Here is a 23,116-nt window from a genome sequence, read left to right on the forward strand (position 1 = left end):
TTTATTTTATTTTATTTTATTTTTTTTTATTTTTTTTTTTTATTTTTTTTTTGACATTCTATATCTTTATAAGATATTTATATTCTTTATGATAGGAGAAAGATTAATATATTATTTAATAATGAGATAAGGTAATAATGTATGGAAGAAGCGATTGAAAAAATAATATATGCATCAAGATGGTTAATGCTTCCTGTATATGTTGGATTATCATGTGGTTTTGTTTTATTAACATTAAAGTTTTTTCAACAAATTATTTCTGTTATTCCTGAAATTTTAATTATGTCAGAATCTGGTTTGGTGTTAATTGTTTTATCTTTGATTGATATTGCATTAGTGGGAGGTTTATTAGTTATGGTTATGTTTTCAGGTTATGAAAATTTTATTTCTAAAATGAATATTCATGGAAATAAAAATAAATTAGGATGGATGGGTACTATGGATGTTAATTCTATTAAAAACAAAGTTGCTTCTTCTATTGTAGCTATTTCTTCTGTTCATTTATTAAGATTATTTATGGAAGCAGAAAAGATATTAGATAATAAAATTATGTGGTGTGTTGTTATTCACTTGACATTTGTTATTTCTGCATTTGGTATGTCATATATTGATAAAATGACAAAAAAAAACTTATATTAATTTTTTTTGAAAAATTAATTATATAAGAATATTTTGTGGTAACTCAATTTCAAGTTATCACAATTTTTTTAAATTATTTAAAAAATTAAATATTCTTTATTTTTTTTTTTTTTTTTTTTTTTTTGAATTTATTTTTATGATACATGTATCCTGTTCCTGCTGGAATCAATCTTCCTACAATGACATTTTCTTTTAATCCTCTTAGATGATCTCTTTTCCCAGATACTGCTGCTTCAGTTAATACTCTTGTTGTTTCTTGAAATGATGCGGCAGATATAAATGATTCTGTTGATAATGATGCTTTTGTGATTCCTAATAAATTATGGGAAAAAGTTGCTGTTTCTTGTTTTAATTTTTTTAATTTTCTATTTTGTATTTTAATTCTGGAAAATTCTATTTGTTCTCCGTTTAAAAAATTTGAGTTACCTGGATTAATAATTGTCACTTTTCTAAGCATTTGTTTAATAATTACTTCAATATGTTTGTCGTTAATTTTTACTCCTTGTAATCGATATACCTCTTGTACTTCATTGACTATGTAGTTAGTTAAACTTGATATTCCTCTTAATCGAAGGATATCATGTGGTGATTCTATTCCATCGGAAATTATATCTCCTTTTTTTACTGATTCTCCTTCAGAAACGTTAATTTGCCTCCATTTAGGTATCATTTCTTCATGTATTTTTGTTTCATTTTCATGTTCAGTAATAATTAATCTTATTTTCCCTTTTGTTTCTTTCCCAAAAGAAATTGTTCCATTTATTTCTGCTAGAATGGCTAGTTCTTTTCCATATCTTGCTTCAAATAAATCTGCAACTCGTGGTAATCCTCCTGTGATATCTTTTGTACCTCCAGTTGCCTGCGGAATTCTTGCTATAACATCACCAGCATATACTTTTTTTTGATCATGTAATTGAATAATAGTATGTCCAGGTAAAAAATATTGAGCAGGAGTATCTGTTTCTGGTACTAAAATATCTTCTCCATTTTTATTTATTATTTTTATTGTTGGTCTTAGTTCTTTACCTAAATTAGTTCTTTCTGGTGTATCCAAAATAGCAATAGAAGATAGACCAGTGAGTTCATCATGTTGTTTGATTACACTTTGACCCTCTATCATATCTATAAATTTTATATACCCATTAACTTCAGTAATTATTGGTAATGTATGCGGATCCCATATTGCTAATATTTCTCCAATATGTACTGTTTCTCCATGATTTTTTTCTAGTGTTGCTCCATATGGTATTTTATAACTTTCTTTAATTTTTCCAAAATTATCAATGATATTTAATATGACATTTTTTGAAATAATAATTGTTTTTCCATAATAGTTAGTGACTGTTTTGGAATTTTGTAAATTAATTATACCATTATTTTTTACTTCAATGCTTGATTCTGAAACTGATCGTGATGCTGCTCCTCCAACATGGAACGTACGCATGGTTAATTGAGTACCTGGTTCTCCAATAGATTGTGCAGCAATTACACCAATCGCGGAACCTTTTTTTACCAATTCTCCTTGTGATAAATCATATCCGTAACATAATGCACAAACTCCAAAATCTGTTTTACAATGTACAACAGATCTGACAACAACTGAGTCTATGGAATATTTTTCTAAAATATTACACATGTGTTCATTTAATATCGTATTTTTAGGAATGAGTGTTTGGTTTGAATCAGGATATAGAATCTCTTGTGACGTAACACGTCCTATTACTCTATCTCGTAGTGGTTCTTTTATGTCGCTTCCTTGAATAATTGCACTTAATTTAATTCCATGATGAGTTTTACAATCATGTTCTGAAATTACTAAATCTTGTGCAACATCTACTAATCTGCGTGTTAGATAACCTGAATTTGCGGTTTTTAAAGCAGTATCTGCTAATCCTTTTCTTGCTCCATGTGTTGAAATAAAATATTGTAGTACATTTAATCCTTCTCTAAAGTTTGCTGTGATAGGAGTTTCAATAATAGATCCATCTGGTTTTGCCATTAATCCTCGAATTCCTGCTAATTGTCTTATTTGTGCTGCTGAACCTCTCGCTCCAGAATCAGCCATCATAAAAATATTATTAAAAGATTTTTGTTTTTTATTTTTTCCTGTGACATAAAGATTATGATCTATAGATAATTCATCCATCATAGCTTGTGAAATTTTTTCATTTGTATGTGACCATATATCGATAATTTTATTATATCTTTCACTTGCTGTTACTAAACCAGATTGAAATTGTTCTTGTATTTCTAGTACTTCTTTTTCAGCATATTTGATCATTTTTTCTTTTTTGCTTGGTATGATTAAGTCGTTAATGCCGACTGATACTCCTGATAATGTAGAATATTTAAATCCAGTATACATAATTTGGTCTGCAAATTTTACTGTTTTTTTTAATCCTAATCGTTGTGCACATACGTTTAATATTTTAGAAATTTTTTGTTTGTTTAATGTTGTATTTAATAAATTGAATGACATACCTTTTGGGAAAATTGTCCATAAAATTGCTCTTCCAACACTTGTTCGTACGGTGCGAATTTTTTTAATAAAGGTATTTTTTTCTTTAATATATTCTGTAATTTTTACGTGTATTAAAGAATGTAATTCTACTAATCCCATGTGATAAACTTTTTCCACCTCATTTGTATTTTTTAATAACATTCCTTCTCCTTTTCCATTATATTTTTTTCGTGTCATATAATATAAACCTAAGATTACATCTTGAGAAGGTATGATAATAGGTTCTCCATTTGCCGGAGAAAGAATATTTTTAGTGGACATCATAAGTTCATGCGCTTCTTTTTGTGATTCTTTTGTTAATGGGATATGTACTGCCATTTGATCACCATCAAAATCAGCGTTATATGCTGCACAAACTAGTGGATGTAATTGTATTGATTTTCCTTCAATTAATATAGGATCAAATGCCTGTATTCCTAATCGGTGTAAAGTAGGTGCACGATTTAGTAAAATAGGATGATTATGAATAATTTCTTCTAATATATCCCATATAATAGGTTCTTTGGATTCAACCATTCTTTTTGCAGCTTTTATTGTTGCTGCACATCCTGTTTGTTCAAGTTTTCCAAAAATAAATGGTTTAAATAATTCTAATGCCATTTTTTTTGGTAAACCGCATTGGTTTAATTTTAAATATGGCCCTACAGTAATAACAGAACGACCAGAGTAATCTACTCTTTTTCCTAATAAATTTTGTCTAAATCTTCCTTGTTTTCCTTTAATCATATCCGCTAAAGATTTTAACGGTCTTTTATTTGAACCCAATATTGCTTTACCTCTTCTTCCATTATCGAGTAGCGCATCTATTGCTTCTTGCAGCATTCTTTTTTCGTTTCTGATGATAATATCAGGAGCAAATAATTCCGATAGTTTTTTTAGTCTGTTATTTCGATTAATTACACGTCTATATAAGTCATTTAAATCTGATGTAGCAAATCTTCCTCCATCTAATGGTACTAATGGTCTTAAATCTGGAGGTAAAATTGGTAATACTGTAAGAATCATCCATTCTGGTTTATTTTCAGATATAATAAATGATTCAATAATTTTTATTCTTTTTGTTAGTTTTTTTTTTTTTGTTTCTGAATTGCTTTCTTGTAATTCATTATGTAATTTTTCATGTTCATCAGATAAATCTATATCTTTTAATAATAGTTGAATAGCTTCTGCTCCCATTTTTGCATCAAATTCGTCTCCAAATTCTTCTATTGCATGTAAATATTGTTCTTCTGTTAATATTTGTTTTTTTTCTAAATTTGTCATTCCTGTCTCTAATACAACATATGATTCAAAATATAGTACTCTTTCTATATCACGTAATGGCATATCTAATAATAAACTGATGTTGGATGGTAAAGATTTTAAAAACCAAATATGTGCTACAGGAGTTGCAAGTTCAATATGTCCCATGCGTTCTCTACGTACTCTTGTTTGAGTGACTTCTACTCCGCATTTTTCACAGATTACCCCCCTGTGTTTTAGACGTTTATATTTTCCACATAGACACTCGTAGTCTTTAATTGGTCCAAATATTTTTGAACAAAATAATCCATCTCTTTCTGGTTTAAAAGTACGGTAATTAATTGTTTCTGGTTTTTTAACTTCTCCAAATGACCAAGAACGAATTGTTTCTGGAGAAGCTAGTTGAATTTTAATAGAATTGAAATCTTCAATTGTGTTATTTTTTAAAAATTTTTGTACATCTTTCACAAATAAACCTCTCTAATTTTTTATTTCAATAAAAATTTATTTTTGTATGATTAATATTTCATAATAATTACTCATCATCAAGCGAAATATTAATTCCTAATGATCTAATTTCACGTAAAAGTACATTAAATGATTCTGGCATTCCTGGATTCATATGGTATTTTCCTTTTACGATATTTTTATACATTCGTGTTCTACCAATAACATCATCTGATTTTACAGTTAGCATTTCTTGCAATGTATATGAAGCTCCGTATGCTTCTAGAGCCCATACTTCCATTTCTCCAAATCGTTGACCACCAAATTGAGCTTTCCCTCCTAGTGGTTGTTGAGTAATTAAACTATAAGAACCAGTTGATCGAGCATGCATTTTATCATCAACTAAGTGGTTTAATTTTAACATGTACATGTATCCTACAGTCACTGGTCTTTCAAATTTTTTCCCTGTTTTGCCGTCAAATAAATCAATTTGACCAGAAGATGGTATTCCTCCAGCTTGTAGTAATTCTTTGATTTCTTGTTCATTTGCTCCGTCAAATACGGGTGTTGCAATTGGTAATCCATTTTTATAATTATTTGCTAGTGTTAATATTTCTTCATCTGAAAAATTATCAAAATTAATTTTTTGTCTAATATTGTGTCCAATATTAAATACTTTTTGTATAAATTTTCTTATATTTTGAATAGATTGTTGTTGTTTTAATAGACTATTAATTTTTTCTCCAATTCCTTTTGCTGCCATTCCTAAATGTGTTTCTAATATTTGCCCAATATTCATTCTTGATGGAACTCCTAAAGGATTTAATACGATATCTACTGGTATTCCATGTTTATCATATGGCATATCTTCTATTGGGTTAATTTTGGAAATTACTCCTTTATTACCATGCCTTCCTGCTATTTTATCCCCTGTTTGTATTTGTCTTTTTACTGCTAAATATATTTTTATCATTTTTAATACTCCTGGAGCTAAATCGTCTCCTTGAGTAATTTTTTTCTTTTTAAAATCAATTTTTTTTTCAAATTCTTTTTTTAATTTTTTATATTTTTTTGAAAGTTTTAATAGTTGTTTATTTAATATTTTTTCTTTAATATGAATTTTGTGCCATTTTTCTTGTTTTATAGAGTCTAAATAGTCTTTTTTTATCCCAGATTTTAAAAGTAGTGTTTTAATTCTTTTTAATAAGTAGTATTTAAATATTTTAAATTCTTTAGTTAAGTCTTTTTTTATTTTTTTAATTTGCATATTTTCGATTTCTATTGTTCTTTTATCTTTTTCTACTCCACTTCTTGTAAATATTTGTACATCAATTACTGTTCCTGATATTCCACTTGGTACTCTTAAGGAAGTATCTTTTACATCTGATGCTTTTTCTCCAAATATTGCTCGTAATAATTTTTCTTCTGGAGTTAATTGACTTTCGTTTTTTGGTGTTACCTTTCCTACTAGGATGTCTCCTTCAGTAATTTCTGCTCCAATATATATAATTCCAGAATCGTCTAATTTTGATAAAGATGATGCACTAATATTGGGAATATCAGCACTAATTTCTTCTGGACCAAGTTTCGTATCTCTAGCAATACAAGATAGTTCTTGAATATGGATGGTTGTAAATTGATCGCGGTGTATAACCTTTTCTGAAATTAAAATTGAGTCTTCAAAATTGTATCCGTTCCATGGCATAAAAGCAACTCTCATATTTTGTCCTAATGCTAGTTCTCCTAAATCTGTTGCAGGTCCATCAGCAAGTACATTATTTTTATTAACATTTTCTCCTATTTGAATGCATGGTATTTGGTTAATGCAGGTGTTTTGATTAGATCGAGTATATTTTATAAGATTGTATATGTCGATTCCTAATTCTTCAGGTTGTAATTGATTTTCTTGTACTTGTACTACAATACTTGAAGCATCGACGTATTTTATTTTTCCATCTCTTTTTGCTATAATAGTAACTCCTGAATCTACTGCTACTGATCTTTCGATTCCAGTTCCTACTAATGGTTTCTCTGCTTTCATAGTTGGTATAGCTTGTCTTTGCATATTAGCTCCCATTAATGCACGATTTGCATCATCGTGTTCTAAAAATGGAATTAGTGCTGCACCAACAGATACGATTTGTTGTGCTGAGACATCCATATAATTTACTTTTTCTGGAGGAAACAACGTTGATTCACCTTGATACCTACAAGTAATGAGTTTTTGTGTAAATTGTCCGTTTTCATCTAATATTGTATTTGCTTGAGCAATAATATGATTGCTTTCTTCTGCGGCAGATAAATAATTTATTTTTTTAGTTGCAATTCCATTCTTTACCATACGATATGGAGTTTCTAAAAATCCATATTCATTGATTTTTGCATATATTGATAGAGAATTAATTAATCCAATGTTTGGTCCTTCTGGGGTTTCAATTGGGCAAATACGACCGTAATGAGTTGGATGCACATCTCGTACTTCAAATCCTGCTCTTTCTCGAGTTAATCCTCCTAATCCTAAAGCAGATATTCTTCTTTTGTGAGTAATTTCTGATAATGGATTATTTTGATCCATGAATTGTGATAATTGGCTTGATGTAAAAAATTCTTTTACAACTGCAGATATTGGTTTTGAATTGATAACGTCTTGAGGCATCAGAGTATCTAAATCTCCTACCGATAATCTTTCTCTAGCTGTTCTTTCTACTCTAATTAACCCAATTCTAAATTGATTTTCTATCATTTCTCCAATTGATCGAATTCTTCGGTTTCCCAAATGATCAATATCATCAATTACACCGTTTCCATTTCGAATATTTATTAGTTTTTTAAGAATGGCAATAATATCTTCTTTATGTAGTAAAGTTGATTTTTGGTTATCTTTGAGGTGTAAAGATTTATTAAATTTCATTCTTCCAATAAAAGATAAATCATATCGTTCTTCTGAAAAGAATAAGTTTTGAAATAAGTATTCTGCTGCTTCTTTTGTTGGTGGTTCTCCTGGTCGCATAATACGATATATTTCTATTAATGCACTTGTTGTATCAGATGTAGAGTCTATTCTTAATGTATTAGAAATATATGGACTGTGATCTGTTGTTTCTGTAAATATTGTTTCAATGGAAGGTATTTTTTCTTCTTTAATTTTTTTAATATTTTCTTTTGTGAGTATTGTATTAGCTGTAATAATAATGTTTTTATTTTTTATACTTTTGTAATTTTGACAAACAATTTTTCCGATTAATGTATCAATTGATACTTCAGATTTTGTAATATTATTTTTTTTGAGTATTTCTATGTGTTTATCAGTAATAAATTCTCCTTTTTTAATATATATAATATTATTCTTAATAATATTAAATGTTATAACTGTTTTATAAATTTGTTCATTTAATATTTTTATATATATTTTTTCATGAGAAAATTCATAAATAGATTTTTTGCAAAATATATTTAATATATCTATGTTTGTGTATCCTAATGCACGTAATATAACTGTTGCTGGAATTTTACGACGTCGATCAATTCTTGCAAATAAATTATCTTTATGATCAAATTCAAAATCCAACCAAGATCCTCTGTATGGTATAATTCTAGCATTATATAATGTTTTTCCAGAAGAATGTGTTTTTCCTCGATCACTGTCAAAAAATATACCTGGACTTCGGTGTAATTGTGACACTACTACTCTTTCTGTTCCATTAATTATAAATGTACCATTGTTTGTCATAATAGGAACTTCACCCATATATACTTCTTGTTCTTTAATATTTTTGACAATTTTAGGTGTGATTCCTGGTTCATAAATAATTAATCTAATAGTTACTCTGATGGATGCTGAGTAAGTTGATCCTTTGATTTGGCAATCTTTGGAATTAGCGATTGGTTTTCCAACACGATATTTAACATATTGTAATTCGGAATGATTGTTATAACTTTTTATTGGGAAAATAGATTTAAAAACTGATTCTAGTCCTTTTTTTTCTGTTTTATCTTTTTTAATAAATGTATTATAAGAGTCAATCTGCACGGAAAGTAAGTATGGAATATGTAAAATTGTTACATATTTACCAAAATCTTTTCGAATTCTTTTTTTTTCAGTTTTAGAATGCACTATTAAATGCCTAAATTGAATGTAATTGATATAATTAAATATTAATATATTAGAAATAAAAAATAAAAAATTTTTTATTTATATTTAATTGTTTTAATATAAAATATTATTTTAATAAATTGTATTGATATTTTTTTTTTGAGTATATAAAAAATATTTTTATATGCTGGTGATTTTTTCACCAGCGAATATGTATGAAAATAATATACTCAATTTATTTGATTATAATATGAAATATTATTTCATTTCAATTGTAGCACCTGCTTTTTCTAAAGTATTTTTTAATAATTCAGCTTCTTTTTTGTTAATTTTTTCTTTTAAAGTAGTTGGTGCAGATTCAACAAGATCTTTTGATTCTTTTAGACCTAAACCCATTGTGCTACGTACTGCTTTAATGACTGAAATTTTATTTTTCCCAATACTTTTTAAAATGATATCGAATTCAGTTTTTTCTTCTTTTTTTTCTTCTTGTTGAGTATGATTTTGTTGTACGTTTGGTATTGCAGATACTCCAAATTTTTTTTCCATACTTGAAATAAGATCGATAATATCCATAACAGACATTTCAGAAATTTTTTGTATTATTTGTTCTTTTGTGATTTCCATTATTTCATATTCCTAACAACAATAAAGTTAGTTTTTATATTTTATTTTACTATAATAGTTTTTATTTTATTTTTTTTTTTTATTTCTAATAATATAGAGAATAATTTTCCTACTGTTGTAAATTTTATTATTGTAATAATTTTTTGAATAGCTTCTTTTAAATTTGGTAATTTTGATAAATTTTCGATTTCTGTATTTGTTAAAATTTTTTTATTATATGCCGCTGTTAAAATTTTAAAATTGCTATTTTTTTTTTGAAATTGAGTGAATAATTTTGCCACACTTCCTGGATGATGTAATGAAAATCCAATAATAATAGGTCCAGAGATCTTTTTATTTAAGCATTCAAATTGAGTGGTTTTTAAAGATTTTTTTAATAATGTATTTTTTACGACATGAATTTCTATTTCTTCTATTCTACTATGTTTTCTTAGTTTTGTAATTTCATTTGTGGTTATTTTTTTTTTTTTAGCAAGTACTGCAGATAATGATACACTGGCAATTTTATTTATTTTACTAACAATGTGTTTTTTTTGTTGTAAATTTAATGCCATGGTTGTTATACTCCTGCATGTAAAAAAATATTTTTTAAAAAATTTTTATATAAATTTTGTATTTTCATATATACTGTTGATTTCTGTTTTTATACCTACACCCATAGTTGTTGATAATGTAATTTTTTTTATCAAATCACCTTTTATATTTTTTGGTTTTAGTTTATTGAGATCTATGATAATGGCAATAAGATTTTTTTGTAATTGTTCGTTAGAAAAGTTTATTTTTCCGATAGTTGTATGTATAATACCATTTTTTTCGTTTTTATATCGAACATGACCTTGATAAAAGTTTTTCACTGTTTCTTTTATATTATTAGTAACTGTTCCTGTTTTTGGATTTGGCAACAATCCTCTAGGTCCTAAAATCGGTCCTAACTTTGTTATGAGATTCATCATGTCTGGAGATGCAATAATAGTATTGAAATTATTTTTTTTATCTTTCAATTGGTTGATTATTTCTTCTCCTCCCGCAATATAAGCTCCATATTTTATTGCTTTTTGAATATTATCACCTTGAGTCAGTACAGCAATTTTCATTTTTTTTCCAATTCCATGAGGAAGTATTGTAATTCCTTTTATATTTTGACTTGATTGTTTTGCATCAATATTTAAATTTATTGCTATATCTACACTTTCTATAAATTTTTTATTTTGGTTTTTTCTTAAAATATTTATAGCTTGATGAAAGTTATATTCTTTTTGGATATTAATTGTTTGATTTTTATTTTTTTTTTTTTTTATATATTTGGTCATTTAATCCTCGATTTCTAAACCCATAGATTTTGCGGTACCTTGAATGGATTTTTTTATTTTTTCTATATTAGATCCTGTCATATCTTCTGCTTTTATTTTGGCAATTTCTGTTATTTGCAATTGACTAATTTTTCCAACTATATTTTTTTTTGTTGTACTTGAACCTTTTTCTATTTTAGAGTATTTTTTTAATAGAAAAGATGCAGGAGGTGTTTTAGTAATAAATGTAAAGGATCGATCAGTATAAACTGTAATTATAACAGGAATTGGTATGCCTTTTTCGAAGGAGGAAGTTTTTTGATTAAATTCTTTACAAAAATTCATAATATTTACTCCTTTTTGTCCGAGAGCAGGTCCAATTGGTGGACTAGGATTAGCCATCCCTGCAGAAATTTGTAATTTAATGTAGGATTGTATTTTTTTAGTCATAATATCTCTTTAATAATAAATATTGTATTTAATATGTTTTTTAGTTTTTTTCAATTTGTTCGAAATTTAATTCTACAGGAGTATATCTTCCAAATATTGATACGGATACTTTAATTCTATTTTTCCCATAATCTACATCTTCTACAATACCATTAAAACCATTAAATGGACCATTTTTTACTCGAATAGATTCTCCAATTGTAAATAATACTTTTGGTCTAGGTTTATCTCCTAATTTGCTAATTCTATTTTTTATTTTTTTAATTTCTTTGGTTTTTATTGCAGTTGGTCGATTTGTTACTCCACCTATAAATCCAATTACTTTAGGTATTTTTTTGATCAAAGTCCAACTAGATTCATTGAGATACATATGTATTAAAATATATCCAGGAAAAAATTTAAATTCACTATTTTTTTTTTCTCCTTTGGTGATTTCAACTACTTTTTCTCCTGGTACCAAAATTTCTCCAAAGAGATGTTGAATTTTACTAGATAGAATTTGTTTTTTGATTTCTTTTACAATTCGGTTTTCAAATCCCGAAAATGTTTGTAACACATACCATTGTTTTTTTTTAACATCATACATTTTAAAACCTTAAATTGATAATGAATGATATAATAAAAAATATTACTTGATCTAGTACCCATAATACAAAAGAAAGTATGACGCTTGAGATAATGATAACAACGGTAATTTTTGCCGTATCTTTTTTTTCAGCCCATTGAATTGATTTAATTTCTAATACTAATGATTTTATAAAATTAATTATATTCATTTTGATATTGTTAAAATTTATTTACTATATTGAATTTCTATATTAACAGAATTTTTTATAATATCATATTTATATATTTTATTTTTATAGATAATAATTTGATTTTATATAAATCATTTTTTGGAAGGATAGTAGTTAATTATAGAAAATGAATTTTGCTGATACCCAGAATCGAACTGGGGACCTCACCCTTACCAAGGGTGTGCTCTAACCTAACTGAGCCATATCAGCTTGATAATTTTAAGCGGACAGCGGGAATCGAACCCGCATTATTAGCTTGGAAGGCTAAAGTAATAGCCGTTATACCATGTCCGCAACAGTATTTTTTGGTGGAGGAAGGATTCGAACCTTCGAAGTCAGTAGACGGCAGATTTACAGTCTGCTCCCTTTAGCCGCTCGGGAACTCCACCTAATTTTTTTTGCCGGCTACCGGAATCGAACTGGTGACCTACTGATTACAAGTCAGTTGCTCTACCTGCTGAGCTAAGCCGGCAATATTGTATTGGCCCTTCTAATATAATACTTTTAGATGTAAAAATATGCAACATGAAATTTCATATTTTTATATATATTTTTTACTGTATAGTATTTTACATATATTATAGAAAATATAGTACAAATTTATGTTTGTATATTTTAAAAATTTATATAATATCATGGTATGATATATTTATTTTTTATTTTTTATATTAAGTATATTATATTATGAATATTTTAAATAAGTATAATGATTTTTTACAACAAAAAAAATCTGATCTTTCATCAGATATTAGTTTTTCATTTGAATTGTTTCCACCGAAAGACTTTCATCAAAAAAATAATAATTTTTTATCTTGTATTAATAAATTGAGTTTATTTAATCCAACATTTATCTCAGTGACATGTACAGCTAAAAATAATGTTTGTAATGATTATACTTATAATGCTATTCGGAATATTCCGAAAAAATTAAATTTAAACGTTGCTCCACATATAACATGTATAAATAAAAGTGAGGAAGAATTAACAAGTCTTGCGCATCGTTATTGGAATGATGGTATTAAAAGTGTTATTGCATTGCGGGGAGATAATTTTCTTAATTCTAACAGAAAATGTTATGCATATGATTTAGTAGTTTTGCTCAAACAAGTTGCTAATTTTGATATTTCAGTTGCAGCATATCCTGAAGGTCATCCTGAAGCAATTAATAAAAAAATTGATTTAATGCATTTAAAAAGAAAAATTGATTGTGGAGCAAATAGAGCAATTACTCAGTTTTTTTTTGATGTTGATAAATATTTACGATTTAGGGATGAATGTGTTCATATTGGTATTGATGTAGATATTATACCAGGAATTTTACCCATTACCAATTTTCATCAACTAAAAAGGTTTGTTAGTATAACAAATGTTAATCTGCCAGATTGGTTGATTAATTTATTTTTACATATTCATGAACAGGATGTTGTTGTAAGTCAAATGATTGGATTAATTATTTGTGTTCAAATGATACAACGGTTATGCCTAGAAGGTGTAAAAAGCTTTCATTTTTATACTTTAAATCATTATGAATCTGTTTATTCTTTATGTTCTACTTTAAAAAAATTATGATGTGATTTTTTTTAAATTTTATATAATTTGTTATTTTTTATATTATTTTTTTTATTATAAACATTTTAATAGAGTAATTAACGATGAATGATATTTTAGTTTTAAAGTTAGGTGGCATGTTTTTGCATAGTGATACTGCTATTCATAATTTTTTTACTTGTTTAAAAGATTTATACAAAAGAAAAAATAAAAAAATTTTGATTGTACATGGAGGAGAATTTTTGGCAAAAAAAATTTTTTATAATACAACTGTTTTAAAAGAAAATGATTTTTTTGCTAATTATAGTTACGAAAATAATATTAATAATTATCATAAAGTTAGTATTTTCCATGGAATAATTAATAGTTTTCTTTTAAAGTATGCTAATCTTTATGATATTCCTGTTATTGGATTACGTTGTACTGATGAAAATATGATAGTTATTAAAAAAAAAGTTGGTACCAATGATTTTGATTTTCATTTAAATTCTAGGAAATTATTGGAATATTTTCTAGATCGTCAAGTTATTCCAATTATTAGTCCCTGTGGAATTACTCAAGATAATTTGTTAATTAATCTTGATTCCGATATAGTTTCTATGTTATTAACGAAATTATTGTATTCCAAATTAATCGTGTTAACTGATGTCAGTGGTGTGTTGAATGGAAAGGGAAGAGAAATTAAACAGTTAAATTTATATGATTCTGATAGGTTAATTAGGGAAGGAGTAATTAATCAAGGAATGATTGTTAAAGTACAATCTGCACTTGAAGCTGCTAAATATACGAAAAATGTAGTTAAAATTACTAGTTGGTTGAATTTATCAACATTGAAGCAAATTTTTTATAATGATACTATTGGAACTTCTATATTATATGAATAATGGGTAATCAATATGAACAATGTAAAAATTAATAAAACAGTTGTTTTAGCTTATTCCGGTGGTTTAGATACATCAGTAATTATACCGTGGATTAAAGAAAATTATTCATTTGATGTTATAGCATTTGTTGCAAATATTGGACAATCTGCATGTGATTTAGATGGTATTGCAGAAAAAGCTATGCATTCTGGAGCAAAAGATTGTTACATTGTAGATTTACAGGAAAAATTTATTAAAGATTATATTTTTCCTGTATTGAGCACCGGTGCATTATATGAAGGACAGTATTTATTGGGAACAGCTATGGCTCGTCCAGTAATTGCCAAGGAACAAGTTAAGTTAGCATTACAAACAAACTCTATTGCTGTATGCCATGGAGCAACTGGAAAGGGTAATGATCAAGTAAGATTTGAGATGGCTTATGCTGCTTTAGCTCCTGAATTACAGGTATTATCTCCATGGAGAGAATGGAAATTTTCATCCCGAGAAGAGTTATTAATATATTTAAAAGAACGTAATATTAGTACCACTGCTACTAAAGAAAAAATATATAGTCGAGATGAAAATATTTGGCATATTTCTACAGAAGGAGGTATTTTAGAAGATCCATGGAATATAACTGATCAAAATTGTTGGGCTTGGACTACCGATCCTGTACATGCTATCAATCAACCTGAAAATATTACTATAGAATTTAAAAACGGTTATCCAATTTCATTAAATGAAGAAAAAATGAATTTAGTGCAATTATTAAATAACTTAAATTCTTATGGTTCGAAGCATGGTATTGGTCGAGTTGATATTATAGAAAATCGATTAATTGGAATTAAATCTAGAGGATGTTATGAAACACCAGGTGGAACTATTTTAGTTACTGCAATGCGAGCAATTGAGCAATTAGTTTTAGATCGTAATAGTTTGCATTGGAGAGAATTACTTGGGTTAAAAATGGCAAATATAGTATATGATGGATTATGGTTTACTCCTATTCGAAAGTCTGTACAATGTGCTGCTAGTACATTTTTTAATATGTTAAGCGGGAAGGTAGTATTACAATTATACAAAGGCAATGTTACTGTTTTAAGAAAATTTTCTGAAAATTCATTATATTCTCAAGAATTTGCGACTTTTGGCGAAGATACTGTATATAATCATCATGATGCTCAAGGATTTATTAATTTATTTTCATTGTCTTCAAAAATTCAATCTCGAAAAAAATAAAATTAATATCTTTTATAATGAATTAATGTATTTTATTTTTTATTTTTTTTATTAACTTAAAGGTTTAGTAAGTATGAATTCTGATAATCCAAAGTTATGGGGGGGGAGATTTTTTAAAAAATCTCATCCGTTGTTTCAGAGATTTAATAATTCTTTGTCTATTGACTATCGTTTAGCAAAATATGATATTCTAGGTTCTATTGCATGGTCAAAATCTCTTTTAGAATGTCGTGTTTTGACAGTAAAAGAACAAAAAAGTATTGAAGATGCATTATATGTTTTACTGAAAAAAGTTTCTAGCAAACCTGATATAATGTTAAATAGTCAGTGTGAAGATATACATAGTTGGGTGGAATATAAATTAATTAATATGATTGGTACATTAGGGAAAAAATTGCATACCGGTCGTAGTAGAAATGATCAAGTTGCTACTAGTTTAAAACTATGGTGTAAAGATTCTATATATAATTTAATTTTATACTTGCAAAAGATACAGTATACGTTTATTTTACAAGCAGAAATTTCTTTTAAATATATTATGCCTGGTTATACTCATTTGCAAAGAGCACAACCAATTACATTTTCATTTTGGTGCTTGGCATATTTTGAAATGTTTAAAAGAGATGAGGAACGATTAACAAATTTATTATCTCGAATCAATATTAGTCCATTAGGATCTGGAGCATTGTCAGGTACTTTTTGTGCGATTGATCGTGACAAATTAGCTACTTATATGGGATTTGGTGATTCTACATATAATAGTTTAGATGCTGTTTCTGATCGTGATTATGTGATTGAATTGTTATCTATTGCCTCAATTAGTATGATGCATTTGTCAAGATTTGCAGAGGATTTAATTTTTTTTAATTCTAATGAAGCAAATTTTATAGAATTGTCTGATTATGTTACTTCTGGTTCTTCTTTAATGCCACAAAAAAAAAATCCAGATGCATTAGAATTAATTCGAGGGAAAACAGGAAGAGTGTATGGTTCTTTAATTAGTATGCTTGTTTTATTAAAAGGTTTACCGTTATCTTATAATAAAGATATGCAGGAAGATAAAGAAATTTTATTTGGATCAATTGAGATTTGGGAAAATTCTTTGAATATTGCAGAATTAGTTTTACAAACTATACGAATTAATTCACAACATTGTTTAAAAATTGCAAAACATGGTTATTCAAATGCAACAGAATTAACAGATTATTTAGTAAAGAAAGGTATGTCATTTAGGGAATCACATCACGTTGTTGGTAAAATAGTACTAGAAGCAATAGATAAAAAATCATTTTTAGAAGATTTATCTATTGAAGTTTTTCAAAAATACACTCCTTTATTTCAAGATGATGTATATGAAAAATTAAGTTTACTTTCTTGTATTAATAGTAAAACTTCTAAGGGAGGTGTATCATTTCATCAAGTATTGTCATCTATTAAGAATATTAAAAATAAATTACATGAAAATATTTTTTCATAAAATATTGCTTTTCATAGTGTTTAAAATTTAATTTAGCTTCCATATTTTAACAGGAAGCTATTTTATACAATCAATATATTTAATCATCTAAAAAATTTTTTAAAATTTCCGAACGACTTGGATGACGTAATTTTCTTAATGCTTTGGCTTCAATTTGTCTAATTCGTTCTCTTGTTACAGAGAATTGTTTTCCTACTTCTTCTAAAGTATGATCAGTATGCATATCAATTCCAAAACGCATTTTTAATACTTTTGCTTCTCTGGGAGTCAGAGCTGATAATATATTATATGTTGCAACTCTTAAGCTGTCTGTTGTAGCTAAGTTAATTGGTAATTCTAAATTTGTGTCTTCTATAAAATCACTTAATTGTGAATCATCATCATCTCCGATTGGTGTTTCCATAGATATTGGTTCTTTTGCAATTTTTAATACCTTTCTGATTTTTTCTTCTGGAATAAGCATTCTTGTAGATAGTTCTTCTGGTGTTGGTTCTCTTCCTATTTCTTGTAATATTTGTCTAGAAATTCGATTTAATTTATTAATTGTTTCAATCATATGTACTGGTATTCTAATTGTTCTTGCTTGATCTGCAATAGATCTTGTAATTGCTTGACGAATCCACCATGTTGCATAGGTTGAAAATTTATATCCTCTTTTATATTCGAATTTTTCTACTGCTTTCATTAATCCAATATTTCCTTCTTGAATTAAATCTAAGAATTGTAATCCTCTATTAGTATATTTTTTTGCTATTGAAATCACTAATCGCAAATTTGCCTCAATCATTTCTTTTTTAGCTTGTTTAGCTCTTGTGTCTCCAATGATCATTCTTTTGTGAATATTTTTAATTTCTTGTATAAATAGTCCTGTTTCTTGTTCAATTTGTTCTAGGTTTTGTATAATTAAAAATATGTTTATTTTTATTTTTATAATTTTTTTAGACCATGTTGTATGCATTTTACATGCATTGTAAAACCATTTTTTATTTGTTTCATTTCCAACAAATAACTGTAAAAATATTGACTTTGGCATTTTGCATTTTTCTACACATAATTGCATAATTTTTTTTTCTTCTAGACGAATTCTTTGGATCATATGTCGCATGTTACTAATTAGATATTCAAATTGCTTAGGAACAAGTTTAAATTGTTTAAATATTTTTGATAATTTATTAATTTCCTGTTTTGCTGCTTGATTGTTACGGTTTTTTTTGTTAATGATGTGATTAGTTTTAATATATTGTTTTTTTAAATTTAGAAATAATTGTTTAGCTACTATTGGATCAATTTCATATTCATCAATATTAGTATTTATTTTATTTTTACTTAATTGAATATCTTTAATACACGGGTTACTAAATCCTGTAATTACATCAGATAGTCTTATTTGTCCTGTTTTAACACGTTCATATTGATTCAGTAAATATACAATTGCTTCCGGATATTCTGATACTGAGGATTGTATTTGATTCATTCCTTCTTCTATTTTTTTTGCAATATGAATTTCTCCTTCTCTTGTTAATAATTCTACAGTTCCCATTTCTCTCATGTACATTCGGACAGGATCGGTTGTTCTTCCTATATCAACTTCGGATTCAGATAATATATGATTAATTTCGTTTGTTTCCGGTGTATGAATATTATCTGTATTTAAATTTAGAGTGTTATTTTTTGGAATTTTATCAATTACTTGAATTCCCATATCGTTTATCATTTGGATGATATCTTCAATTTGTTCAGAGTGAATAACTTCTTGTGATAAAAAATTGTGAATATCAATGTAAGTTAAATATCCTTGCGCTTTTCCATGAATAATAAGTAATTTAATTTGTATTTGAGGATTTTGCTCCATAAATAAATACCTATTGAATTGTTTATGATAGATACATGTAATAAAAAAATATAATTTATTTTTTTTATTTTTACAAGATATATTATTTATTTTTAGCGATGGTTTTATTAATTAGCCATAATATATTTTTTTCTGTTTTATTAATTTTTTTTAAACGATCTTTAATAATTAATTTATTGTATTTTTTTATTAATGTTGTATGATATATTTTTTTTATTATTTGAATAAAAGTAATTTTTATATTTTTTTTATTGATCATATTTTTCAGACATGATAATTGTTTAATAATATTAATATTTTTTTTTTTTCTATATATTTCAATAATTTGTCCTGTATGATTACAGTTGTATTTTTTGCATATATTAAATATTTCTATAAAGAACTTTATTCCTTTAATATTAATTTTTTTTAGCTCGTTCATATGATATGGAATACACAGATGTAATACAGGATATTGTATAATTAAACTCATTAGTATACGGATATTGTTTAACTTGTAATTATGAGTATAATTTTTTTTTTTTTTTGTATAAAAAATTTGATTTAATCTTATTTCATCTGTAATACCTATTATATTTCCTAATTTTTGTTTTAAAGAAATCTTAATATATGGATCATTAATTTTGTTTATTAAAGGTATCGTTATATGTAATATTTTAGCTTTATCACTTATTGAATACAAGTGCATTTTCTTAAAAATAATTTTAATAAAACAATCTAAAATATTTTTTGCATATTGAATTTTTTTTAAAAAATAATTTTTTCCCTTGCTATGAATAGTACTGTCAGGATCTTCTCCTGGGGAAAGAAATATAAATTTTACACTTTTTTGATGATTTACATAAGGCAATATATTTTTAAAGGTTTTCCAAATTGCTATTTTACCAGCTTTATCTCCATCATAACAATATATTAATTGATCAGTAAATTTAAATAACATACTAATTTGATATTTTGTAATTATAGTACCTAATAATGCTACTACATTATAAATTTTATATTGTGTTAATGAAATAACATCGAAGTATCCTTCAACAATTAAGATATATGGTGGTTTTTTAATTTTATCAATTTTATCAATTCCATATACGTTATGACTTTTATTAAAAATTGTTGTTGTAGGTGAATTAATATATTTTGGTTCATATTGATAGATTGATCGACCGCCAAATCCTATAACTTTTCCAAATTGATTTTTTATCGGAAATATGATTCTATATTGTAATGTATCATATGGAATATTATTTTTTATTTTTAATAATCCTTCTTTTTCTAAAATAGGAATATATTTTTTTTTGTTCGATAGAATATTGTTTAATATACAAAATTTATGATGACAATATCCAATTTGAAATTCATTAATCATTTTAGAATTGATATTTCTTTTTTTTAGATATATTTTTGCCAAATATGAGTGATTGAATTGAATATTTTTGTGATATATATATGATATTTTTTTTAGAACATGATACTGATTAATTTGATTAATATATTCTTTTTGATTAGTAGTTTTTTTTTTGTATTGAGTAATTTTTATTCCTGTGATTTTTGCCAGTGTTTGAATGCTTTCTACAAAAGATATTTTTTCGTATTGCATTAAAAAATCTATTACATTACCGTGTATTTTGCAACCAAAGCAGTAAAAATATTGTTTATGATGATACACTGTAAATGAAGGTTTACTTTCCTGATGAAATGGACAAACAGCGCTATAGTTTTTCCCTGTTTTTTTTATTTCTATTTTTGATTGTATAACTTCTAATATATCTGTTTTTTCTAATATTTCATTTATATATTTTTTTTTTATAAAAATATGCATAATGCTTGATTATTTAATGGAATTACATGACCGTGCTATAAAAAAATTAAGTACGGTCTATTATAAAATTGATATTCTTATATTGTAATATATTAATAAAGTCTTGTGCGACGCGCGTTTTCTCTTAAATTTTTTTTAATTAATCTTTTAATAGCAGAGGCTTTTGCTCTTTTTCTTTGTGTTGTAGGTTTTTCATAAAATTCTCTTCTTCTTATTTCAGATAATACCCCGGATTTTTCACAAGATCTTTTAAATCTTCTTAAAGCTATATCAAATGGTTCATTTTCTCTAATTTTTATAGCTGGCATAATGTTTCCTTTTATTTTTTTTTTGAATTTTATATATGATATAATTATTATATATTATATAAATTGTAATCGTAAATAAAAAAAATTATAACAAAATAGGTTGTATGAAATATATGAGAATTTTAGGAGTAGAAACTTCTTTTGATGATACTGGGGTTGCTATTTATGATAGCAATGATGGGTTATTAATTAATGAAGTTATTCAACAGTGTGATATACATGTTAAATATGGAGGTGTAGTTCCAGAGCTAGCTGCAAGAGAGCATATGAAACAATTATCTCCTTTAATTAAAAATGTTTTAAAGAAAAATGCTTCGTTTTTTAAAAAAATTGATTGTGTTGCATATACTGCTGGTCCTGGCTTACCTGGCTCATTATTGGTTGGTGCTACAATGAGTTGTGCGCTTGCATATTCTTATAATATTCCTTCAATTCCTGTACATCATTTGGAAGGTCATATATTATCTCCGATGTTAGAGGGTCAAATTTTGAATTTTCCCTTTATTGCTTTATTAGTTTCAGGAAAGCATACGCAATTAATTAGAGCATATAGTATTGGTCAATATGAGATTTTAGGCAGTACATTAGATGATGCTGTGGGAGAAGTGTTTGATAAGATTGCAAAATTATTAAATTTGGGTTTTCCGGGAGGGAGGTTACTTTCTGATTTTGCGAGCCATGGTAAATTAGGTTTTTTTAAATTTCCAAAACCAATGAAGTATGATAATAGTTTAAATTTTAGTTTTTCTGGATTAAAAACTTTTACATTGAATTTAATTAAAAAAAATATAGAAAATATACAATCGTTATATAATATTGCATGTGAGTTTGAAAATACTATTTTAGACATATTAGTTTATAAGTCAAAAAAAGCATTACAAAAAACAGGTTATAATAATTTAGTTGTTTCAGGTGGTGTAAGTGCAAATTATAAATTGATTCATGCTTTGCAAAGTATGTTAAAGAAAAATAATAAAAAATTATTTTTTGTAGATCCAAAATTTTGTACTGATAATGCAGCAATGATTGCTTATGTTGGCATGCTTTATTTACGCAATGGTATTTTTCAAAAAAAAAATGATATTTTTGTCCGGTCAAAATGGTTAATTAATGATATATATTAATAGTAATATACTAATTTATCCTTTTTTATTTTTTAAATATGATAACAAGTCATCTATTGTTAATACGGATATTTGATGTATTTGGGCAAATTGAACAATTTCTTTTGTTTTTTTCATACTACCATCTTTATTTGTTAATTCGCAAATGACACTCATTGGACTAAATCCTGCCAAAGTTACTAATTCGATTGATGCCTCTGTATGTCCATTTCTACAAAAAACTCCTCCTTCATGAGCACATAAAGGAAAAACGTGTCCTGGATATTTTAAATCTGATGATTTTGCTGATTGTGGAATAATGGTTTTAATTGTTTGTAATCGATCTTGTGCAGAAACACCAGTGGAAATTCCTTTGGCCGCTTCAATACTAATTGTAAATCCTGTATTGTAAGTACTAGTATTTTTTTTAACCATCATGGGTAAATCTAATTGTTTTCTTTTTTCATTTGTAATACATACACAAACAATACCACTACCATGATGAATGGTAAAAGCCATTTGTTTTACTGTCATTGTTTCACATGAGAAGACTAAGTCTCCTTCGTTTTCTCTATTACGATTATCTATTAATATTATTCCTTTATTTAATTTTAGATCATTAATTGCTGAATTTACTCTATGATTTATATTGCCAAATCTACTTAATAGATCATTTTTCATATTATCCTCTTATTTTAAAATATTTTATTATAATATTTATATTATCTTATTCATATTTATTATTTTTAATTTTTATTTTTTCTTGCCGATATAATGAAAATTTTATATTGTAGATTTA

Annotated in this window: 17 protein-coding genes, 4 tRNA genes and 1 pseudogene; 6 read left to right on the top strand and 16 right to left on the bottom strand. The window is 26.3% G+C overall.

What is annotated here, in order from left to right; all coding sequences use genetic code 11:
- The first annotated feature begins 141 nt into the window (after positions 1 to 141).
- Positions 142 to 639, top strand: coding sequence for a TIGR00645 family protein (locus RJT40_RS00130; RefSeq protein ID WP_343182557.1), 498 nt, complete (start codon positions 142 to 144; stop codon positions 637 to 639).
- 109 nt (positions 640 to 748) lie between these two features.
- On the opposite strand, the pseudogene rpoC reads toward RJT40_RS00130, so the two are convergent.
- The 12 genes and pseudogenes from rpoC to RJT40_RS00185 all read right to left on the bottom strand — a co-directional run.
- Positions 749 to 4,870, bottom strand: a pseudogene (rpoC, locus tag RJT40_RS00135) (DNA-directed RNA polymerase subunit beta'); the annotation flags it as partial.
- A 67-nt stretch (positions 4,871 to 4,937) separates the two neighbouring features.
- Entirely contained in the window at positions 4,938 to 8,966 is a 4,029-nt protein-coding gene (gene rpoB, locus RJT40_RS00140) for a DNA-directed RNA polymerase subunit beta (protein ID WP_343182719.1), read from the bottom strand.
- Between the two features lie 234 nt (positions 8,967 to 9,200).
- Positions 9,201 to 9,569, bottom strand: a complete 369-nt coding sequence (gene rplL, locus RJT40_RS00145) for a 50S ribosomal protein L7/L12 (protein WP_343182558.1) — start codon at positions 9,567 to 9,569, stop codon at positions 9,201 to 9,203.
- Between the two features lie 41 nt (positions 9,570 to 9,610).
- Complete coding sequence (gene rplJ / locus RJT40_RS00150) at positions 9,611 to 10,123, bottom strand: 50S ribosomal protein L10 (protein ID WP_343182559.1); 513 nt, start codon at positions 10,121 to 10,123, stop codon at positions 9,611 to 9,613.
- Positions 10,124 to 10,168: 45 nt separating this feature from the next.
- Positions 10,169 to 10,879, bottom strand: a complete 711-nt coding sequence (gene rplA, locus RJT40_RS00155; protein WP_343182560.1) for a 50S ribosomal protein L1 — start codon at positions 10,877 to 10,879, stop codon at positions 10,169 to 10,171.
- Complete coding sequence (gene rplK / locus RJT40_RS00160; protein WP_343182561.1) at positions 10,880 to 11,308, bottom strand: 50S ribosomal protein L11; 429 nt, start codon at positions 11,306 to 11,308, stop codon at positions 10,880 to 10,882. It lies immediately after the preceding gene.
- A gap of 40 nt (positions 11,309 to 11,348) precedes the next feature.
- On the bottom strand, positions 11,349 to 11,894 hold the full coding sequence (gene nusG / locus RJT40_RS00165) for a transcription termination/antitermination protein NusG (RefSeq protein WP_343182562.1): 546 nt from the start codon (positions 11,892 to 11,894) through the stop codon (positions 11,349 to 11,351).
- A gap of 1 nt (position 11,895) precedes the next feature.
- Positions 11,896 to 12,084 carry a preprotein translocase subunit SecE gene (gene secE / locus RJT40_RS02130; RefSeq protein WP_428994189.1) on the bottom strand — a complete coding sequence of 63 codons (189 nt, stop codon included), beginning with the start codon at positions 12,082 to 12,084 and terminating at the stop codon, positions 11,896 to 11,898.
- A 156-nt stretch (positions 12,085 to 12,240) separates the two neighbouring features.
- Positions 12,241 to 12,315, bottom strand: a tRNA-Thr gene (locus tag RJT40_RS00170).
- Between the two features lie 12 nt (positions 12,316 to 12,327).
- Positions 12,328 to 12,399: transfer RNA gene (locus RJT40_RS00175), tRNA-Gly, on the bottom strand.
- A 12-nt stretch (positions 12,400 to 12,411) separates the two neighbouring features.
- Positions 12,412 to 12,494: transfer RNA gene (locus RJT40_RS00180), tRNA-Tyr, on the bottom strand.
- A 10-nt stretch (positions 12,495 to 12,504) separates the two neighbouring features.
- Positions 12,505 to 12,577 (bottom strand) — tRNA-Thr (locus tag RJT40_RS00185).
- Between the two features lie 212 nt (positions 12,578 to 12,789).
- Between RJT40_RS00185 and RJT40_RS00190 the strand changes: the two genes are divergently transcribed.
- The 4 genes from RJT40_RS00190 (at position 12,790) to argH (ending at position 17,235) form a co-directional block, all read left to right on the top strand.
- Positions 12,790 to 13,674: a methylenetetrahydrofolate reductase gene (locus tag RJT40_RS00190; protein ID WP_343182563.1), complete on the top strand. Its 885-nt coding sequence runs from the start codon at positions 12,790 to 12,792 to the stop codon at positions 13,672 to 13,674.
- Between the two features lie 83 nt (positions 13,675 to 13,757).
- The gene (locus RJT40_RS00195; protein WP_343182564.1) at positions 13,758 to 14,537 is read left to right on the top strand and encodes a hypothetical protein; all 780 of its coding nucleotides are present in this window, start codon (positions 13,758 to 13,760) and stop codon (positions 14,535 to 14,537) included.
- Between the two features lie 12 nt (positions 14,538 to 14,549).
- On the top strand, positions 14,550 to 15,758 hold the full coding sequence (locus tag RJT40_RS00200; protein WP_343182565.1) for an argininosuccinate synthase: 1,209 nt from the start codon (positions 14,550 to 14,552) through the stop codon (positions 15,756 to 15,758).
- A gap of 73 nt (positions 15,759 to 15,831) precedes the next feature.
- Positions 15,832 to 17,235, top strand: coding sequence for an argininosuccinate lyase (argH, locus tag RJT40_RS00205; RefSeq protein ID WP_343182566.1), 1,404 nt, complete (start codon positions 15,832 to 15,834; stop codon positions 17,233 to 17,235).
- 79 nt (positions 17,236 to 17,314) lie between these two features.
- Here argH and rpoD read toward each other — a convergent pair whose 3' ends face one another.
- The 3 genes from rpoD to rpsU form a co-directional block, all read right to left on the bottom strand.
- Positions 17,315 to 19,087 (bottom strand): RNA polymerase sigma factor RpoD, encoded by a 1,773-nt coding sequence (rpoD, locus tag RJT40_RS00210; protein ID WP_343182567.1) that lies wholly within the window; start codon positions 19,085 to 19,087, stop codon positions 17,315 to 17,317.
- 82 nt (positions 19,088 to 19,169) lie between these two features.
- Positions 19,170 to 20,906 carry a DNA primase gene (dnaG, locus tag RJT40_RS00215; RefSeq protein WP_343182568.1) on the bottom strand — a complete coding sequence of 579 codons (1,737 nt, stop codon included), beginning with the start codon at positions 20,904 to 20,906 and terminating at the stop codon, positions 19,170 to 19,172.
- Between the two features lie 92 nt (positions 20,907 to 20,998).
- Positions 20,999 to 21,214, bottom strand: a complete 216-nt coding sequence (gene rpsU / locus RJT40_RS00220) for a 30S ribosomal protein S21 (protein ID WP_343182569.1) — start codon at positions 21,212 to 21,214, stop codon at positions 20,999 to 21,001.
- A 113-nt stretch (positions 21,215 to 21,327) separates the two neighbouring features.
- Between rpsU and tsaD the strand changes: the two genes are divergently transcribed.
- A complete protein-coding gene (gene tsaD / locus RJT40_RS00225; RefSeq protein ID WP_343182720.1) occupies positions 21,328 to 22,338 on the top strand; it encodes a tRNA (adenosine(37)-N6)-threonylcarbamoyltransferase complex transferase subunit TsaD in 1,011 nt (336 codons plus the stop codon).
- A gap of 15 nt (positions 22,339 to 22,353) precedes the next feature.
- Here the strand turns inward: tsaD and ribB are convergent, their stop codons facing one another.
- On the bottom strand, positions 22,354 to 22,998 hold the full coding sequence (gene ribB / locus RJT40_RS00230) for a 3,4-dihydroxy-2-butanone-4-phosphate synthase (protein ID WP_343182570.1): 645 nt from the start codon (positions 22,996 to 22,998) through the stop codon (positions 22,354 to 22,356).
- Positions 22,999 to 23,116 lie beyond the last annotated feature (118 nt).

The organism is Buchnera aphidicola (Shivaphis celti), from assembly GCF_039349365.1.
In the GTDB taxonomy this organism is placed as follows: Bacteria; Pseudomonadota; Gammaproteobacteria; order Enterobacterales; family Enterobacteriaceae; genus Buchnera_L; species Buchnera_L aphidicola_AL.

Coding starts and splice junctions, on each gene's coding strand:
- RJT40_RS00130 (WP_343182557.1), top strand. CDS start 142: ATGGAAGAAGCGATTGAAAAAATAATATATGCATCAAGATGGTTAATG.
- rplL (WP_343182558.1), bottom strand. CDS start 9,569: ATGGAAATCACAAAAGAACAAATAATACAAAAAATTTCTGAAATGTCT.
- rplJ (WP_343182559.1), bottom strand. CDS start 10,123: ATGGCATTAAATTTACAACAAAAAAAACACATTGTTAGTAAAATAAAT.
- rplA (WP_343182560.1), bottom strand. CDS start 10,879: ATGACCAAATATATAAAAAAAAAAAAAAATAAAAATCAAACAATTAAT.
- rplK (WP_343182561.1), bottom strand. CDS start 11,308: ATGACTAAAAAAATACAATCCTACATTAAATTACAAATTTCTGCAGGG.
- nusG (WP_343182562.1), bottom strand. CDS start 11,894: ATGTATGATGTTAAAAAAAAACAATGGTATGTGTTACAAACATTTTCG.
- secE (WP_428994189.1), bottom strand. CDS start 12,084: ATGAATATAATTAATTTTATAAAATCATTAGTATTAGAAATTAAATCA.
- RJT40_RS00190 (WP_343182563.1), top strand. CDS start 12,790: ATGAATATTTTAAATAAGTATAATGATTTTTTACAACAAAAAAAATCT.
- RJT40_RS00195 (WP_343182564.1), top strand. CDS start 13,758: ATGAATGATATTTTAGTTTTAAAGTTAGGTGGCATGTTTTTGCATAGT.
- RJT40_RS00200 (WP_343182565.1), top strand. CDS start 14,550: ATGAACAATGTAAAAATTAATAAAACAGTTGTTTTAGCTTATTCCGGT.
- argH (WP_343182566.1), top strand. CDS start 15,832: ATGAATTCTGATAATCCAAAGTTATGGGGGGGGAGATTTTTTAAAAAA.
- rpoD (WP_343182567.1), bottom strand. CDS start 19,087: ATGGAGCAAAATCCTCAAATACAAATTAAATTACTTATTATTCATGGA.
- dnaG (WP_343182568.1), bottom strand. CDS start 20,906: ATGCATATTTTTATAAAAAAAAAATATATAAATGAAATATTAGAAAAA.
- rpsU (WP_343182569.1), bottom strand. CDS start 21,214: ATGCCAGCTATAAAAATTAGAGAAAATGAACCATTTGATATAGCTTTA.
- tsaD (WP_343182720.1), top strand. CDS start 21,328: ATGAGAATTTTAGGAGTAGAAACTTCTTTTGATGATACTGGGGTTGCT.
- ribB (WP_343182570.1), bottom strand. CDS start 22,998: ATGAAAAATGATCTATTAAGTAGATTTGGCAATATAAATCATAGAGTA.